The organism is Desulfofundulus luciae, assembly GCF_030813795.1.
GTDB classification, from domain to species: domain Bacteria; phylum Bacillota; class Desulfotomaculia; order Desulfotomaculales; family Desulfovirgulaceae; genus Desulfofundulus; species Desulfofundulus luciae.
This window is the reverse complement of the sequence record NZ_JAUSUX010000001.1, coordinates 214,738-230,259: the sequence shown is the minus strand read 5'-3', so window position 1 is coordinate 230,259 and position 15,522 is coordinate 214,738. Positions and strand designations below refer to the sequence as shown.

General features: G+C 58.7%; 15 protein-coding genes. 2 read left to right on the top strand and 13 right to left on the bottom strand.

Going from position 1 to position 15,522, the window contains the following annotated elements; all coding sequences use genetic code 11:
* The 3 genes from uvrB to J2Z49_RS01095 form a co-directional block, all read right to left on the bottom strand.
* The gene (uvrB, locus tag J2Z49_RS01105) at positions 1–2,043 is read right to left on the bottom strand and encodes an excinuclease ABC subunit UvrB (RefSeq protein WP_307399048.1); all 2,043 of its coding nucleotides are present in this window, start codon (positions 2,041–2,043) and stop codon (positions 1–3) included.
* A 42-nt stretch (positions 2,044–2,085) separates the two neighbouring features.
* The gene (locus J2Z49_RS01100; RefSeq protein ID WP_307399047.1) at positions 2,086–2,778 is read right to left on the bottom strand and encodes a YkgJ family cysteine cluster protein; all 693 of its coding nucleotides are present in this window, start codon (positions 2,776–2,778) and stop codon (positions 2,086–2,088) included.
* A 156-nt stretch (positions 2,779–2,934) separates the two neighbouring features.
* Entirely contained in the window at positions 2,935–4,434 is a 1,500-nt protein-coding gene (locus tag J2Z49_RS01095) for a sugar ABC transporter substrate-binding protein (RefSeq protein WP_307399045.1), read from the bottom strand.
* A 222-nt stretch (positions 4,435–4,656) separates the two neighbouring features.
* Here J2Z49_RS01095 and J2Z49_RS01090 point away from each other — a divergent pair, with 222 nt between their 5' ends.
* Entirely contained in the window at positions 4,657–4,950 is a 294-nt protein-coding gene (locus J2Z49_RS01090; protein WP_307399043.1) for a DUF2508 family protein, read from the top strand.
* A 139-nt stretch (positions 4,951–5,089) separates the two neighbouring features.
* Here J2Z49_RS01090 and J2Z49_RS01085 read toward each other — a convergent pair whose 3' ends face one another.
* From J2Z49_RS01085 to J2Z49_RS01040, 10 genes are all read right to left on the bottom strand, one after another.
* Positions 5,090–5,728, bottom strand: a complete 639-nt coding sequence (locus J2Z49_RS01085) for a uracil-DNA glycosylase (protein WP_013824305.1) — start codon at positions 5,726–5,728, stop codon at positions 5,090–5,092.
* Between the two features lie 141 nt (positions 5,729–5,869).
* Complete coding sequence (locus J2Z49_RS01080) at positions 5,870–6,061, bottom strand: CooT family nickel-binding protein (protein WP_013824306.1); 192 nt, start codon at positions 6,059–6,061, stop codon at positions 5,870–5,872.
* Between the two features lie 97 nt (positions 6,062–6,158).
* Positions 6,159–7,400: a PDZ domain-containing protein gene (locus J2Z49_RS01075; protein WP_307399039.1), complete on the bottom strand. Its 1,242-nt coding sequence runs from the start codon at positions 7,398–7,400 to the stop codon at positions 6,159–6,161.
* A gap of 21 nt (positions 7,401–7,421) precedes the next feature.
* Entirely contained in the window at positions 7,422–8,582 is a 1,161-nt protein-coding gene (locus J2Z49_RS01070; RefSeq protein WP_307399163.1) for a S41 family peptidase, read from the bottom strand.
* A gap of 170 nt (positions 8,583–8,752) precedes the next feature.
* Positions 8,753–9,913: a murein hydrolase activator EnvC family protein gene (locus J2Z49_RS01065; RefSeq protein WP_307399037.1), complete on the bottom strand. Its 1,161-nt coding sequence runs from the start codon at positions 9,911–9,913 to the stop codon at positions 8,753–8,755.
* The gene (ftsX, locus tag J2Z49_RS01060) at positions 9,906–10,793 is read right to left on the bottom strand and encodes a permease-like cell division protein FtsX (RefSeq protein ID WP_307399035.1); all 888 of its coding nucleotides are present in this window, start codon (positions 10,791–10,793) and stop codon (positions 9,906–9,908) included. The genes J2Z49_RS01065 and ftsX overlap by 8 nt, the downstream gene beginning before the upstream one ends.
* Positions 10,783–11,469 carry a cell division ATP-binding protein FtsE gene (ftsE, locus tag J2Z49_RS01055; RefSeq protein ID WP_307399161.1) on the bottom strand — a complete coding sequence of 229 codons (687 nt, stop codon included), beginning with the start codon at positions 11,467–11,469 and terminating at the stop codon, positions 10,783–10,785. Before ftsE ends, ftsX begins: the two co-directional genes overlap by 11 nt.
* Before the next feature lie 145 nt (positions 11,470–11,614).
* Positions 11,615–12,559 (bottom strand): transketolase family protein, encoded by a 945-nt coding sequence (locus J2Z49_RS01050; RefSeq protein WP_307399033.1) that lies wholly within the window; start codon positions 12,557–12,559, stop codon positions 11,615–11,617.
* 20 nt (positions 12,560–12,579) lie between these two features.
* Positions 12,580–13,398, bottom strand: a complete 819-nt coding sequence (locus tag J2Z49_RS01045) for a transketolase (RefSeq protein ID WP_307399159.1) — start codon at positions 13,396–13,398, stop codon at positions 12,580–12,582.
* Between the two features lie 158 nt (positions 13,399–13,556).
* Positions 13,557–14,414, bottom strand: coding sequence for a YitT family protein (locus J2Z49_RS01040; protein WP_307399031.1), 858 nt, complete (start codon positions 14,412–14,414; stop codon positions 13,557–13,559).
* Between the two features lie 521 nt (positions 14,415–14,935).
* Between J2Z49_RS01040 and J2Z49_RS01035 the strand changes: the two genes are divergently transcribed.
* Complete coding sequence (locus tag J2Z49_RS01035; protein WP_307399029.1) at positions 14,936–15,412, top strand: CBS domain-containing protein; 477 nt, start codon at positions 14,936–14,938, stop codon at positions 15,410–15,412.
* The last annotated feature ends 110 nt before the right edge of the window (positions 15,413–15,522 follow it).

The window sequence follows — 15,522 nt, the reverse complement described above, 5'->3', positions numbered from 1 at the left end:
CTACTCCCCCACCACTTCCCCTACGGGCACCAGGCGCCTGTCGAGTCCCTGGAGCTCCAGCCGCAATTCGATGATCGCATCCCGCAGCTCCGCCGCCTTTTCGAACTCCAGATGGCGGGCGGCTTCCCGCATTTCCTTTTCCAGGCGGGCAATCAATTGCTTCAGCTCTTTCCTGGTCCGCTTCTTCGGCCGGGGCTTATCCTTGGCCTGGTAAGCGGCCTTTGGCTCCGCCACACGCGTGGCCTCAATCACGTCCCGCACCCCCTTGACCACCGTGCGGGGGATAATGCCGTGTTTCTGGTTATATTCCATCTGGATCCGGCGCCGGCGTTCTGTTTCCTTGATTGCCCGGTCCATGGATTCGGTAATGCGATCGGCATAGAGGATCACCTTGCCCTCCGCGTTGCGGGCGGCCCGGCCGATGGTCTGGATCAGGGAGCGCTCGGAGCGCAGGTAGCCCTCCTTGTCGGCATCCAGGATGGCCACCAGGCTGACCTCGGGCAGGTCCAGGCCCTCCCGCAAAAGGTTGATCCCCACCAGCACGTCAAAGACCCCCAGGCGCAGGTCCCGCACAATTTCCATGCGCTCGATGGCGTTGATCTCCGAGTGCATATAGCGCACCCTGATGCCCAGCTCCCGCAGGTAGTCGGTGAGATCCTCGGCCATTTTCTTGGTCAGGGTGGTCACCAGCACCCGCTGGTTTTTGGCCACCCGCTGCCGGATCTCCGCCACCAGGTCGTCAATCTGGCCCCGGGTGGGTCGCACCGAAAGCTCGGGGTCCACCAGCCCGGTGGGCCGGATGATCTGCTCCACCACCTGGCTGCTGCGCTCCAGTTCATAGGGGCCGGGGGTGGCGGAGACGAAGATGACCTGGTTGATCTTCCGCTCGAACTCCTCAAACTTGAGGGGCCGGTTGTCAAAGGCCGAGGGCAGGCGGAAGCCGTATTCCACCAGGGCCGCCTTGCGGGAGCGGTCGCCCTCGTACATCCCCCGCACCTGGGGCACCGCCACGTGGGACTCGTCAATGAAGAGCAGGAAGTCCTGGGGGAAGTAGTCCAGCAGGGTATAGGGGGGCTCCCCGGGAGCCCGGCCCGTCAGGTGGCGGGAGTAGTTCTCAATACCCTTGCAGTAACCCATCTCCCGCATCATCTCGATGTCGTACCGGGTCCGCTGTTCCAGCCGCTGGGCCTCCAGCAATTTGCCCTGTTTCCTCAGCTCGGCCAGCCTCTCCTCCAGTTCGGCCTCAATGGCCGCGATGGCCCTTTCCATGCGGGGCCGGGAAACGGTGTAGTGGCTGGCCGGGAAGATGGACACGTGCTGGCGTTCCCCGATGATCTCCCCGGTGAGCACGTCGAACTCCAGCAACCGCTCGATTTCGTCCCCGAAGAAATCGATACGGATGGCCTTTTCGGTGTAGGAGGCGGGGAAGACCTCCACCACATCCCCCAGCACCCGGAATTTTCCCCGGGTGAAGTTCACATCGTTGCGCTCGTACTGGATCTCCACCAGCTTGCGCAGCACCGCATCCCGGTCATAGGTACCTCCCTTGCGCAAGGAGAGCACCAGGGTGCGGTATTCCTCGGGGTCACCCAAACCGTAGATGCAGGATACGCTGGCTACAATGATCACGTCCCGCCGCTCAAAAAGGGCGCAGGTGGCCGAGTGGCGCAGCTTATCTATCTCGTCGTTGATGGAGGAATCCTTTTCGATATAGGTATCCGTCTGCGGTATATAGGCTTCGGGCTGGTAATAGTCATAATAGCTGATAAAGTATTCTACCGCGTTCTCGGGAAAAAACTCCCGGAACTCGCTGCAGAGCTGGGCGGCCAGGGTCTTGTTGGGGGCCAGCACCAGGGTGGGGCGCTGCACCGTCTGGATTACCTGGGCCATGGTATAGGTCTTCCCGGAACCGGTGACACCCAAAAGGGTTTGCATGGGGTAGCCCTTTTGCAGCCCTTCCACCAGCCGGGCAATGGCCCCGGGCTGGTCGCCCCGGGGCTGGAAATCCGATTTCAGTTTGAAAGGACGCTCCTGGTAAGACAACTTTACCACCCCGCTTCTTAATTGATTCTATCCCCCTTTTAATTACCTGTCAATGGGGCTGGAGCCAGTTCCAGGCAAACAATACAATTCCCGCCACAGCCCGGGCGGGCAGAGACTCTTCAACCGGACCTCTGCAAAACGCTCCCTGCCGCTGAAAGCTCCGGGATGGTAATCCCGCAGGCGGGGGTGGGGCCGCCGGCCTTCGTGGATCACCGGCGGCCGGCCGCAGCGGCGGCCCTCCAGGAGCCAGCGCCGGACCAGTTCATCCATGCCGGCATTCACCACCACGCCCCTGAGCTCCCTGGCCCGCCAGGTGGCCCGGCGGCAGATGTAGGTCTGGCAGACCATGGGGCGCAGGCGATAAATGGAGCACCGGCCCCGCCGGGTATCCAGGAAAATGCAGGAGCCGTCGGATTTAAACCCCAGGCTGATGTCCACCACCGGCCCTTCTACGTAAACGTAACCGTACTGCTGCAGGAAGGATGACAGGGCCGCGGGCAGCCCCTGGAACTGCCGCCCGAACCGGCCGTCCCGCAGGAAAGCAGCCACATCGGGGTAGGTAAGGGGGACCCGCTCCCAGCAGCATCCGGTGCAGCCGTTGCAGGGAGGACAGTGTTCCCGGATAAAATCGTTTAAGGCATCCAGGTAATCCTGCACCGTGGCGCCTTCGTCAATTATTTGAACATCATAGGCCGGCTTTCCGCCCAGAAGGCAGTCGTTGATGCGTACTTTCAAAAGGGGTTCTCCTCCCGTTAAGTAACCAGATAACCAGATTGCCCTGTAACGAAGTATTATACTATATTTTGCGGTCCGGGTGCAAAAAGACCATCTCCTCTTCCCGGGGAGATGGTCTTTTGTTATCCAGTTTTTTCAAAGGCAGTGCCGCTTTGCTTACATACCGCCTCCACCGCCTCCACCGCCGGCGCCTCCTCCGCCGGGACCGCCGCCACCGCCGCCGGCTCCTCCAGCCGGCATGGGCATTTGCTGCTGGAGGCCGGCCCGGCCGCCCTCCATACTTTCAATGCGCTCCACCTCGCCCTGTATCTGCACCTCCACCGTTTTCCCCTCGCGGGTGGTAATGCGCAAAGTGGTGCGGGGCTTTTGTTTACCCCCACCGGCCTGGCCGCCCTGGTCGCCCCCCTGAGCCTGTTGACTATCCTGTTCGGAGGAACCCCCGCTCTGATCGCTTCCTCCAGTTTGACTTTCACCCTGGCTCCGGGTGCCGCCCTGCTTGTGGACTACTTCTTTTCCCCAGCGCTCCTGCAGCAAATAAGCGTTGGCGGACTGAATCAACCGCACGGGTACAATACGGGCCGGAATGCTGTAATCGCCGCTGGTCACCCGGGTGTCGTACTGCCAGTGCCCTGTTTTGGCCAGGCCTACCGCCGCGTCCAGGGCGTACTGCCCCAGCAAATCGGGCCTGGTGTCCACTTCCGCATCGTGCTCCCCGGCCAGCAGGGCCCGGGAAGCCTCCCTATCGGCCCCCACCCCCACTGTAAGCACGCGGTTGTTTAAGCCCGCGGCTTTGAGGACCTCCACCGCGGCTATGGCCAGCCGACTGTCACTGGCCAGAATAATATCAATTTTATTGTTGAACTTGGCCAGGGCCTGCTGCACGGCAAGGCTGGCCATGGCCGGCTGATTTCCCGGTTGCCGGGCCTCTTCCACCACCCGCACCTGAGGGTTGGCCTCCAGCGCTTTCCGGGCCGCGGCCATAACTTCCCGGGTAACGTTGTCCCGGGGATCACCGGCCAGGATCATTACGTTAAGGGGTCGTCTGGAAGGAAGCTGCCTGCCGGGCATGGTCATCTGGGCGGCACCCTGCCCCTGGCTGCCGCTGGCCTGATCGCCCTGGCCGCCCCCCCGGCCCTGGCCGCCGGAGGAAGTTCCCGGCCCGGCAGGCATACCGGCGGCCTGCCGCAGGGCCTCGTCAATGAACCGGGCCTGCAGCTCTCCCGCCCTGGCGTGATCTGAGGCCACGTAGGCATCCACCGGGGTATTGGTGGGCAGGGTTTCCAGGGCCACCACCTTGATATTATTCTGTACGAGCTGCCGCACAAGACGGGGGGCACCCGCCGGGTCCACCGCCTGAAGTACCACGGCTTTAACCCGCCGCCCGGCAAGCTGCTGCAACTGTTTTTCCTGCTGCACGGGATCGTTTTTCGCATCCAGCCAGGTGATGACCACCTTTTCCTCACGCCTGCGCCGGTTCATCACCTGCTTGATGATCTGGTTGCCGTCCCGCTGCATATCGGCCAGGCTAACGGCAATCCGCAACTGGGGGGTTATTTGCTGCTCTTCACCCCGCCCGGGACATCCGGTTAACATCAGCAAGGCGGCCAGGAAAACAGGCAGCCCGGCCCTCTTCCACCCGGCGTACCGGCCCATCATTCTCAAGCCCCCTGCAGTGAAAGTCCAGGTAAGTTACCATCTGAAATATCCCCAGTTCTTGATGAATCCGAAATTGCCTCGCGTGGAATGCATCCTTAAAGCGTATTATGCTTATGTGCCGCTGGAAATATAATTGATTATTGGGTTTTTTGCGTTCAACAAAAAAGCCCTTCTACAGGGGGCTACAGGCTCATAACCATAGGTTATGGGAGGTGGTCCCACTTGAATAAACTGCTGGTTCTCTGGAAATCACTGCTCAGGAGCTTTTTAAGATGGATGGATTCGTTTTGCCAGCGCCGGATGCCCACCCTGGTGGAGATCATTGACGAGGCCCGCCGGGACTGGCAGGAAGCCTTAAGGGAATTTCACCTGGTGGACAATGAAATGGTTGATTATGTAATTTTCAAGATTAATACTGCGGAGCGGAGATTCATCGCGCTTTTAATCCAGGCCCGGCGCAGGGGCGTTACCGCCTGGCCGCCGGACCTGCCGGGACCTGTCAGAACTACTAGCTAAGTGTTAGCCAACTCGCTTAAGTTGCGGCTTTATCCCGCTCACTCATATGTTCCGCGTAAGAGGTACACCGCGGCTTACTTCGGACCGGCCTTGTTTTTTCGTACAGGTAACGGCCGTCCCTCGTCGCGCCGTGGCAATTTCAGCAGTGGGGAGAGTAGTGGTTGGGGTCGATCAGCTCCCGGTACTTGGCCACCACCTGCTTGAAATCTTCCCACGTATCCCTTTTCAAGTTGGGATTGCGCAGCAAGGCCGCCGGGTGATAGGTGGGCATGATCCAGACCCCGTTTTTTTCCACCCAGCGCCCCCGGTCCCGGGTAATGCGCCCCCGGGGATCCAGGACGGCCTGCAGGGCGGTGGCTCCCAGCAGGACCATGATCCGGGGCTGTAAAATGCGCAACTGGGCCTCCAGGTTGGGACGGCAGGCCGCCCGCTCCTCCTCGGTGGGTATCCGGTTGCCGGGAGGCCGGCATTTTACGGTGTTCAGTATGTAAACATGCTCAAAACGCCCGAAGCCGCAGGCCTCTAAAATCTTGTCCAGCAATTGGCCGGCTTTTCCCACAAAGGGCCGGCCCAAACGATCTTCATCAGCCCCCGGCCCTTCTCCGCAGAGCACCACCTTGGCCGCGGGGTTGCCCTCGCCAAAAACCACTCCCTGGCAGCCCGCCCGCAGGCCGCAGCGGTTGCATGTTTTGACCTTTTCTTCCAGGACGGCCATATCGTTTATCCCGGAGAGATCCCACCCGGGGTCGCCGAACAGGCTTTCCTGCAACCAGAACAACTATCTCACCCCGCCATTAAAGACTAACCCGGAAAAAATAACTGTATGCCTGTTTATACGCCGTTCGCTCCGCTCGCTACGCCACTAAAGAAAAAGGGCAGGTTTCACTGCCCCTTTCGCTTTAAGCCTTTGTCATGCTGCTTATTCTTCTTTCTCTAAAATAATGCGGTGATCCACCAGGGCCAGCTCCACAATTTTGGCCTTCACTATTTTGCGCCGCCCGAAGATGTCCTCCAGCAAAATCCCGTCCTCGTGGGGGATCACCCGGTCCACATTTTCTAAAAAGAGTTCTTCTTTGCCGTCCTTACGCAGGTAAGCGTTTGCTTCACACATACGCCACACCACCTTTTCATAAACGATTATAGCCCCGGCTTCCGGCGAGTGTCAACGGCAAATTATACCCGGTTTCGAGGGCAGTACTGCAGAAAGATTAACGCCTGATGCGCCGCCAGAAATCCTGCCACCAGCGCCCCAGGGGGCCGGCGGTGGAGAGGTCCATGACGGCTTCCTCACTGCCGTCAGGTACGGGTACAAAACCAAAGGGCCGGCCCGGGGCCCGGAAGACCACCTCCCGGTGAAAGGCCCGCTCCGGCCCGTGCAGGAACTGCACCTCCACCGGACCCCAAACGTTGGCCAGAGCCATCTCCAGTTCGGGGCGGGAATTTACCTGGTGCTGGTTCAGGAACAACACCACATCACCCGGGCGAATCCCCGCCCGCCAGGCCGGGCTGTCCGGTACCACGTCCAGCACCCCTACCCCCCGGGGCGGGGGTACAAAGAGGGGGCGCCGCAAAAATTCCACTTTTTTGCCGATATAGATGACCATTTCGTGACCCAGGGGGGAAAAGAGGGCGGCCAGAAAAGCCATACCATGAACATATTGGGAAAGTACCGCCAGGAGAAGCAGGCAGAGGCTATATGCACCCAGAAAAAGGGCCGAAAGGCGGCTCTTCTCTCCCGGACTGCGGGAAATGGCCAGGTCCCCGTAACCGAGCCCGGCCACCACCGGGATGAGGGCGTAGACCAGATCCTTCGCATCACCGTTAACTCCCGGTTTGAGCAGGGGCCACCAATCGGGCATGGCCACCCCCTGCTGTACCGCCGCCGGACCGACCACAGCCAGGGCAACAATGGGAATGGGCCAGAAACGCTGTAAAGTAAACCCACCGATCACCTGCCCTGCAGGCGATTTAAAATAAACCGGTACGGCTCCCAGGTGGCCGCTGGCCAGAATCAGCGCGCTTTCCACCAGGTGTAAAACAGCCACCAGGGCCAGCACCTGGGCGATGTGTACTTCCGGAAAGCCGAAAATGAGGTTGCTGAGCGACAGCACCCCCCCGGCATAGGCAAAACAAAGAAACCGGGCATTGATCAGCATTAATAAAATGGCCACCGGCCAGAGATAAATTAACCCGGAGCCTGTAAGGGAAAGCCCGATAAGCACCATGAGGAAACTGCCCAGAAGGCCGCCCAGAAGACCGTACCCCGTGGCGGCCAGGGTATCACGCCACACCCCGCCAGTACCCGGCAGACCGAAAAATTCCCTCCTGGCGGCGGCCATGCGCCGGTACTGCAGGGCCACCAGCAGCACCACCACCCAGAACAGGGGGTCGAAAAACACAGTGGCAAGGGTGGCAATAATGGCCGGCAATATCTGGCTAAAGGGGAACATTTTTTCACCACTCTTTCCACGTCAGGCGGCTCTGGTCATCTTGCTTTCCAGGATTTCAATGGCCCGTTCCAGCTGCAGGTCTACTTCCGCCTGGGGCTCCTGTTCCACCACCACGTCCGGCATAATCCCTTTTTTATGGATGTCGTGGCGCGAGGGGGTCAGGTAACGGGCCGTGGTTAGTTTCAGACCGGCACCGTTGTCCAGATCAAATACCGTTTGCACAATGCCCTTGCCGAAGGTTTTTTCCCCCACCAGGATACCTGCTCTGGTGTCTTTAACGGCCCCGGCCAGAATCTCCGCGGCACTGGCACTGGCCCGGTTAATAAGCACCACCAGAGGCAGGTTTAGGTTTTTGCCTTCGGAGGTATATGTTTCCTCCCGGCCCGAACGGTACTGGATGTAAACCACCGGCCCCCTGGGGATAAAATAGCTGGCCACCTTTACTGCCGAGCGCAGCTCACCCCCCGGATTGTTGCGCAAGTCCAGGAGAACCGCCCGCATTCCTTCTTTTTTCAAGCGGGAAATGGTGGCCTCCAGTTCTTCCGGTGTTTTTTCGGTAAATTGGGTCAGGGAAATATAACCGATCCCTTTGTCCGGTATCATTCTGCCCTCCACGGTAGGTACGCTAATCTCCTCCCGGACCAGCTTTACATCCCAGGGTTGAGGCACTCCCTTGCGGGCAATGGTCAGTTTGACCTCCGTGCCCACCGGCCCGCGCATCAGGCTCACAGCCGTATCCAGGTCCATCCCCCGGGCATCCCGGCCGTCAATGCGGATAATCACATCCCCCTGTTTGATCCCCTTTCGGTAGGCCGGCGTGCCCTGGTAGGAACGCATCACCGTCAGGTGTTCTTCTTTGATGCCCACCAGAATGCCCAGGCCGCCAAAGCTGCCCCGGATTTGCTCCTGCAAGCGGGCATATTCCCCGGGGTCCAGGTAAACCGAATAAGGATCGTTTAAAGACTCAACCAGGCCGCGAATGGCCCCGTCCACCAGGGTGGTGGCACTCACGGGCTCCAGGTACCTGGTACGTACCAGGCTAATAACCTGGAACAGGGTCCCCAGGTGCTTATAGTTACTGGCCAGCACACTCCCAAAAGCCGCGATAATTAAAAAAACCACGACACTCAGGGCGGCCAGCCAGCGGATCCATCTGTTCCTCGTCCGGTGATAAGTTGTCATGCCCACCTTGACACCCACCTGCCTTATCTTTCCTGTACACACGTATTATACTACAACAACGCCGGGGCAATTACAACAGTTGCCGGACAAATGAACCGGAATGGTTCAAACCCGGGAAAAAACAATAAACCGCGGCTCCGGAATATCCGGAATCGCGGCAGGGATCACAGTTACAAATAACCCGTGGGATCCACCGGCGAACCGTTGACCATCACGGTAAAATGCAGGTGGGGACCGGTGGACATTCCCGTGCTGCCCACCCGGGCAATGGTTTGCCCTTTCTTCACATCCTGGCCGACAGAAACCAGTTGGGCCGAAAGGTGGGCGTAAAGGGTGGTTATCCCACCGCCGTGATCCAGCATGACCATATTGCCGTAGCCGCTCATGTAGCCAACGTAAATGACCGTTCCTTCCTCGGCGGCAACCACCGGCGTACCCGTGGGAGCCGGGATGTCAATGCCGTTATGCAAGCGCACATAACCCAGAATGGGGTGGCGGCGGGAGCCAAACCCCGAGGAAATGGACGAGTAACCGGGCACCGGCCAGGTCATCACACCGCTGCCCCGGCGCGCCGAGGGATGGCTGCGGGCCCTTTCCAGGGCGATCTGCCGCAAAATTTCCTGCTCCTGGGCCTTTAACCTTTCCGCCTCTTCCTCATGCCGGCTCAATTCCTGCTGCGCCTGGGCCAGCAGTATCTTTTGCTGCCTCTGCTGCTCCACCAACTGCTGCCGGGCCGCCTGCTGCTGCCTGATCAAGGCCACAATGCGGTCCCGTTGCTCCTCCAGGCGGGCCTTCTTTTCGGCCACCTCCCGGCGCCGGGCCGAAAAATCGTCCACTATGGCCGCATCCCGGGCCACCACTCGTTTTAATAGCTCGTAACGGTTGATAAAGTCGCTGAAATCCCGGGCGGCCAGGAGCACTTCCAGGTAATCAATTTCTCCCCACTGATAGATATCCCGCAGGCGCTGTTTCATCACCCGGCGGCTCTCCTCAAGCTTCGCTTCGGCTTCGGCCAGTTCCTGCCGGGCGCGGTTTACGTCGCGCAGGGCCACCTGCAGGTTTTTATCCAGCTCCCGGATGCGCTGCTCCGCAGCAGCGATGGCCCGCTCCGAGTCGGCCACCCGGTCGGCGTAGCCGCGCACTTCCTGTTTTGATTCCCGCACCTTTTGCTGCTCCTGGAAAAGCTTTTGCCTGGTTTCCTTTAACTTTTCCTGCAAGCTGGCCCCCTGAGCCACGCCCATTCCGGCCCCGGACAGGGCCAGAACCAGCCCCAGGGCCACGATCTTGCCGGTAAGACCTTTCAAACCATCTCCCCCCAAAAAACTAAACATTTAAAAACCGGTGAATGGATATGGTGCTGCCCAGGGCACCGATAAACAGCCCCAGCCCCACCAGACCCCCCAGCAGGCTGAACAGGACCTGCCCGTCGGAAACCAGGGGGATGAAGGGCATGGCCCGGGCCAGATGTTCCACCAGCGACAAATACCCGGTGTAAACCAGAACGGCCGCCAGCAAAGACCCCAGCAGTCCCAGGACCATCCCCTCAATTAAAAAGGGAAAACGCACAAACCAGTTGGTGGCCCCCAGGTACTTCATAATCCCGATTTCCCGCCGGCGGGCAAACACCGACAGGCGAATGGTAGTGGAAATTAAGAATACCGCCGCCGCACCCACCAGGAGCATGGCTCCTATTCCGGCCACCCGCACCCAGTGCGTCACCACCACCAGCTTCTCCACCACGCCCTGGCCATAGCGCACATTCTCTACCCCGGCCATGGAGGCAACCTTCTGGGCCACTTCCACCACCTGATCTGCCCGCCGGGTTTTGATCCGGAAGGTGTCGGGCAGGGGATTATCCCCCTCCAGGCCGTCCAAAATCTCCTTGCGCGAGCCGAAGCTGCGGCGCAATTCCTCCAGGGCCTGCTCTTTGGAAATTAACTGCACCTGTACCACGCCGGGGAGGAAACGGATTTTATCGTTTAACTCCCGGATTTCCTCGTCTTTAAGGCCGTCCTTTAAAAAAGCGCTGATTTCCAGGCTGGATTCCAGGTGATCTGCAAGCTGGTTCGTGTTCACCACCAGCAGCAGGGAACAGCCCAAAATAAGCAGGGATATGGTCACTGTACCCACCGCGGCCAGAGACAGCCAGCTATTCCTAAAAATGGATAAAAAGGCCTCCCGGAAATAGTAGACGAGGGTTCTAATCCTCATTGCGGTACCCCCCGCCTTCCTCGTCCCGCACAATGCGCCCGGATTCCAGGGCCACCACCCGTTTTTTCATGGCATCCACAATATCCCGGGCGTGGGTAACCATTAGGATAGTGGTTCCATTATTGTTTATTTTTTGGAATAACTCCATCAACCCCCATGAAGTTTCCGGATCCAGGTTGCCGGTTGGCTCGTCGGCAATGAGCAGTACGGGGTTGTTCACAATGGCCCGGGCAATACCCACCCGCTGCTGCTCCCCTCCGGAAAGCTGCGCCGGCAGCACGCCGGCCTTACCCTCAAGGCCCACCAGTTTGAGCGCCTCCGGGACACGCCTTTTAATCTCCCGGGAGGAGGCCCCGGTTACCTCCAGGGCAAAGGCTACGTTCTCAAAAACCGTCTTTTGGGGCAGCAAACGGAAATCCTGAAAAACCATCCCGATCTTACGGCGCAGGTAGGGTACCTCCCGGGACCGCAGGCGGGCCACGTTCCTGCCGTTAAACAGGACCTGCCCCCGGGTGGGCAGTTCTTCCCGGAAAATCAGCTTGGTCAGGGTGGATTTTCCCGCCCCGCTGGGACCTATGAGAAAAAGAAACTCACCCTTTTTTATATGCAGGTTCACATTATCCAGGGCTTTAACCCCGTTGGGGTAGATTTTGGTCACACCGTAAAAACGGATCATCATCCCACCTCAGTTACGTCAAAAACCATGCTGCACAAGCTTTTTCGTATACACTTCGACAATCTCTCCAGAAATCCTCTTAAAAAACCAGAAAAAAGCAGACAACCCCTCCCGGAAAGAGAGGGGTTGTATAAAATGTAATATTTTACTTGTTGCCTTTCCTTTTTACTGCTTCCCGCACCCTGGCCGCCAGGTGCGCGGCAGTCAGGCCGTATTTTTCCAGCAACTCCCCGGGCTTGCCCGATTCGCCAAAAACATCGGGGACGCCCACCCGGTAGACGGGCACGGGATGGCGGGCACAGACGGTTTCCGCCACCGCCCCGCCCAGGCCGCCGATGACGGAATGCTCCTCGGCGGTAACGATGACCCCCGTCTCGCGGGCGGCTGCAATCACCGCCTCCTCATCCAGCGGCTTGATGGTATGCATGTTGACCACCCGCACCCGGATACCCTCCTGCTCCAGCAGGCCGGCGGCTTCCAGGGCGGTGGCCACCATAATCCCGGTGGCAATAATGGTGGCGTCATTGCCTTCCCGCATGGTTACCGCCCGGCCAGGCTCGAAATGAAAATCGTCCCCGTGCAGCACGGGCACACCCGGACGCCCCAGGCGGATGTAAACCGGGCCCTGGATTTGCACCGCCGCCCGCACCGCCGCCCGGGTTTCCACCGCATCGGCGGGGACGAACACGGTCATGTTGGGCAGGGACCGCATCAGGGCGATGTCCTCCACCGACTGGTGGGAGCCGCCGTCCTCCCCTACGGTGATGCCGGCGTGACTGGCGGCAATCTTGACGTTGAGCCGCGAGTAGGCCACGCTGTTGCGAATTATCTCAAAGGCCCGGCCGGTGGCAAAGATGGCAAAAGTGCTGCAAAAGGGAATTTTTCCTGCGGCAGCCAGGCCGGCGGCCGTACCAATCATGTTTTGCTCGGCTATGCCCATATCGAAAAAGCGTTCCGGGAAGTATTTGGCGAACCCAATGGTTTTGGTGGACTTGGCCAGGTCCGCGTCCAGCACCACCACATCGGGGTTTTCCCGCCCCAACTCCACCAGGGCCTCACCGTAGGCATCCCGGGTGGCAATCTTTTTCATGGCTCAATACCTCCCCTTTTTTAAGCCAGCTCGGCCAGGGCCCGTTCCACTTCATCGGGTTTGGGGGCCACGCCGTGCCATTCCACCATGTTCTCCATAAAAGATACCCCCTTGCCCTTCACCGTTTCGGCCACAATCATCTGGGGTTTGCCCCGCACGGCCCGGGCCTTTTCCACCGACTGGAGAATTTCTTCCATGTTGTGGCCGTCAATCACCTGCACGTCCCAGCCAAAGGCGCGCCATTTCTCGGCCACCGGCTCCACGGACATCACCCTGGCAACTGGCCCGTCAATTTGCAGGCCATTGTGGTCCAGAAAGGCGGTTACGTTGTCCAGCCGGTAGTGGGCCGCCGCCATGGCCGCCTCCCAGACCATGCCTTCTTGAATCTCCCCATCGCCCAAAAGAACGTAAACGCGGTAGTCCCGGCCGTCCAGCCTGGCCGCCAGGGCCATCCCGTTGGCACAGGCCAACCCCTGGCCCAGTGAGCCGGTGGACATCTCCACTCCCGGCAATTTCTTCATGTCCGGGTGCCCCTGCAGGGGGCTGCCCAGGCGGCGCAGGGTGAGGAGATCCTCCACGGGGAAAAATCCCCTTTCCGCCAGAGCCGCATAGAGCAACGGCGCGGCATGCCCCTTGGAAAGGACAAAGCGGTCCCGGCCGGGCCAGCGGGGATTTTTGGGGTCAATGCGCATTACCTCGAAGTAGAGGGCGGTTACAATATCGGCACTGGACAAAGACCCTCCGGGGTGGCCCGAACCGGCGGCACCGGTCATGCGGATAATGTGCCGGCGGATTTCCCGGGCCTTCTCTTCCAGCCTTTTAATTTTTTCCCCATCCATCTTGAACACTCCCTGGACGAAAAATTTTACGGGCACGCTTTACGTACACCGGCTTCCCACCCCCCGGGGTTGCCTGAGTGCTCACTTGAAACCGGTGCACCATGCCCCATAACGCGTATTAAAACGCGTATTAATTACAAAACCATATATTTACTCATTCACGAGCCCTGCCACTGCTTAAACCCTTCCCCCAGCACCTCATGTACATCGGCCAGGATGACAAAGGCCTGGGGATCCACCCGGTAGATTAGATCTTTCAGGCGGGTCACCTCGGAGCGGTTGACCACCACCAGCAATACGTCCCGCTCCATACGGGTGTACATGCCCCGGCCCTTTAAAGCCGTAGCCCCGCGGTTTAATTCCCGCAGCACCACGGCGGCAATTTCTTCTGTCCGTTCGGAAATAATGAAGAAGGCCTTGGTGTAACTAATCCCTTCCTGCACCAGGTCGATCAGCCAGGCGGTAACAAAAATGGTGATCAGGGCGTACATGGCCAGCTCCCAGGAGTGAAAGGTAAACCCGGCCAGCATCACGACCATGCCGTCCACCAGGAAAAGAAGCTGACCCACATTGGCGCCGGTGTAGGTGCGCAAAATGGCGGCGGCCAGATCGGTGCCGCCGGTGGTGCCCCGGTAGCGAAAAACCAGACCCAGCCCCAGGCCGGTGAGCACCCCGCCAAAGATGCCGGCCAGCAGGGGATCGCGGGTGGGCACGGGGAGATGGGGAGCCAGCGCGTCCACCACCAGGGACAGGCTGATGGTGCCGTAAAGGGAGCGGAAACCAAACTTCAGCCCCAGGCGGTAAATGCCCAGGGCAAAAAGGGGCACGTTTAAAGCCAGCATGGTCATCCCCACGGGGGCACCGGTCAGATAGTGGAAGACTGTAGCCAGGCCGCTTACCCCCCCGGCGGCAATTTTGTTCGGCACCAGGAAGAGATCCAGACCGAGGGCGGTCAGGATCACCCCCAGCGTCACTCCCAAAAACTCGCTTAGAATGGCCATAAACGCACTTGCCATCTCCAGTAAAAAATAGAAATAGGGCCCCCTGGTTTAAAGCCAGAACATACCAGGTTTATCTTAACCAGAACAAGGCAGCCCTATTAAAAACACAGAGTATATTTATTCTCACCGAAGCAACAGATTCCTGCATCAGGTAACAAAAAATGTTTATGGATTCTCCGGGTTCCTTGCTTTGCCCAGGATTGTATTGCTGGTCTTTTCGGGGAAATTCTGGGTGGTCAATCTGGAGACTTTAAACGGTGGCGGAAAGTACAGGCTGAGGATGCCGCGAACTTTTCCCCTGTTATAAAGATTGTGCGTTTTGAGCATAAAAACACCTCCTCCCCACTAGGGTGGCCTGATGAGGAGGTGATTATTTATTTAAGGGCAGACGTTCGCCAATCTTTGTGAAATTTTCGCCTTTTTTTCATTCAGCGCCGGGCTTTAAAAACAACGATTCGGCCCCGGTTTGTTGAAAAGTTTAATCAAAAAGATTTATTATTCTATTACCATCAACAATCAGACGAGGGGGGAATAAAATGCCCGGACGCCTGGCCAAAGATATTATGGTGCCCATTTCCAACTATGCCTCCGTTAATGCCGACGACAGTTTAAGGCACGCCCTGGAGGTGTTTGGAAACGCCGTCCCCAGGGGTTACCGCACTCTAATCGTTCTGGATGAGCACGGCAACATAGTGGGCTTTTTAACTACCAGAACAATCTTGAAGGCCCTGGCCGCCTATGGCGTAGAAGAAGACCTATGGACTGCAGACAGTTGGGGAACCTTCTTTGTGCGCATTGAAAGGGAGCGGCTAAAGAATACAAAGGTGAAAAAGGTAATGCGGCCCGTCGTAAAGGTTTTTGTTGACGAAAACACCCCTATTCAAGAAGTAGCGCGCATTATTCTAACCAACCAGGTAAACCATATTCCCGTTTTCAACAGGGAAGGCAGGGTCGTGGGGGTTGTCCGGACGATAGATATACTTGATGTCCTGGCCAATTTTTTAAAAAATTAGTGCTTCCCCGTTCGGAAGCACCTTGAAGAAAATCGCCACGCGTCAGCCGGCGGGCCTTACCGCCCGGAATTCTGTAAAAGAAAACCGGGGGTGTCCCCGGCTCCACGATA

Coding starts and splice junctions, on each gene's coding strand:
- J2Z49_RS01095 (WP_307399045.1), bottom strand. CDS start 4,434: ATGATGGGCCGGTACGCCGGGTGGAAGAGGGCCGGGCTGCCTGTTTTC.
- J2Z49_RS01080 (WP_013824306.1), bottom strand. CDS start 6,061: ATGTGTGAAGCAAACGCTTACCTGCGTAAGGACGGCAAAGAAGAACTC.
- J2Z49_RS01065 (WP_307399037.1), bottom strand. CDS start 9,913: ATGTTTAGTTTTTTGGGGGGAGATGGTTTGAAAGGTCTTACCGGCAAG.
- ftsX (WP_307399035.1), bottom strand. CDS start 10,793: ATGAGGATTAGAACCCTCGTCTACTATTTCCGGGAGGCCTTTTTATCC.
- J2Z49_RS01075 (WP_307399039.1), bottom strand. CDS start 7,400: ATGTTCCCCTTTAGCCAGATATTGCCGGCCATTATTGCCACCCTTGCC.
- J2Z49_RS01050 (WP_307399033.1), bottom strand. CDS start 12,559: ATGAAAAAGATTGCCACCCGGGATGCCTACGGTGAGGCCCTGGTGGAG.
- J2Z49_RS01040 (WP_307399031.1), bottom strand. CDS start 14,414: ATGGCAAGTGCGTTTATGGCCATTCTAAGCGAGTTTTTGGGAGTGACG.
- J2Z49_RS01045 (WP_307399159.1), bottom strand. CDS start 13,398: ATGGATGGGGAAAAAATTAAAAGGCTGGAAGAGAAGGCCCGGGAAATC.
- J2Z49_RS01035 (WP_307399029.1), top strand. CDS start 14,936: ATGCCCGGACGCCTGGCCAAAGATATTATGGTGCCCATTTCCAACTAT.
- ftsE (WP_307399161.1), bottom strand. CDS start 11,469: ATGATCCGTTTTTACGGTGTGACCAAAATCTACCCCAACGGGGTTAAA.
- J2Z49_RS01070 (WP_307399163.1), bottom strand. CDS start 8,582: ATGACAACTTATCACCGGACGAGGAACAGATGGATCCGCTGGCTGGCC.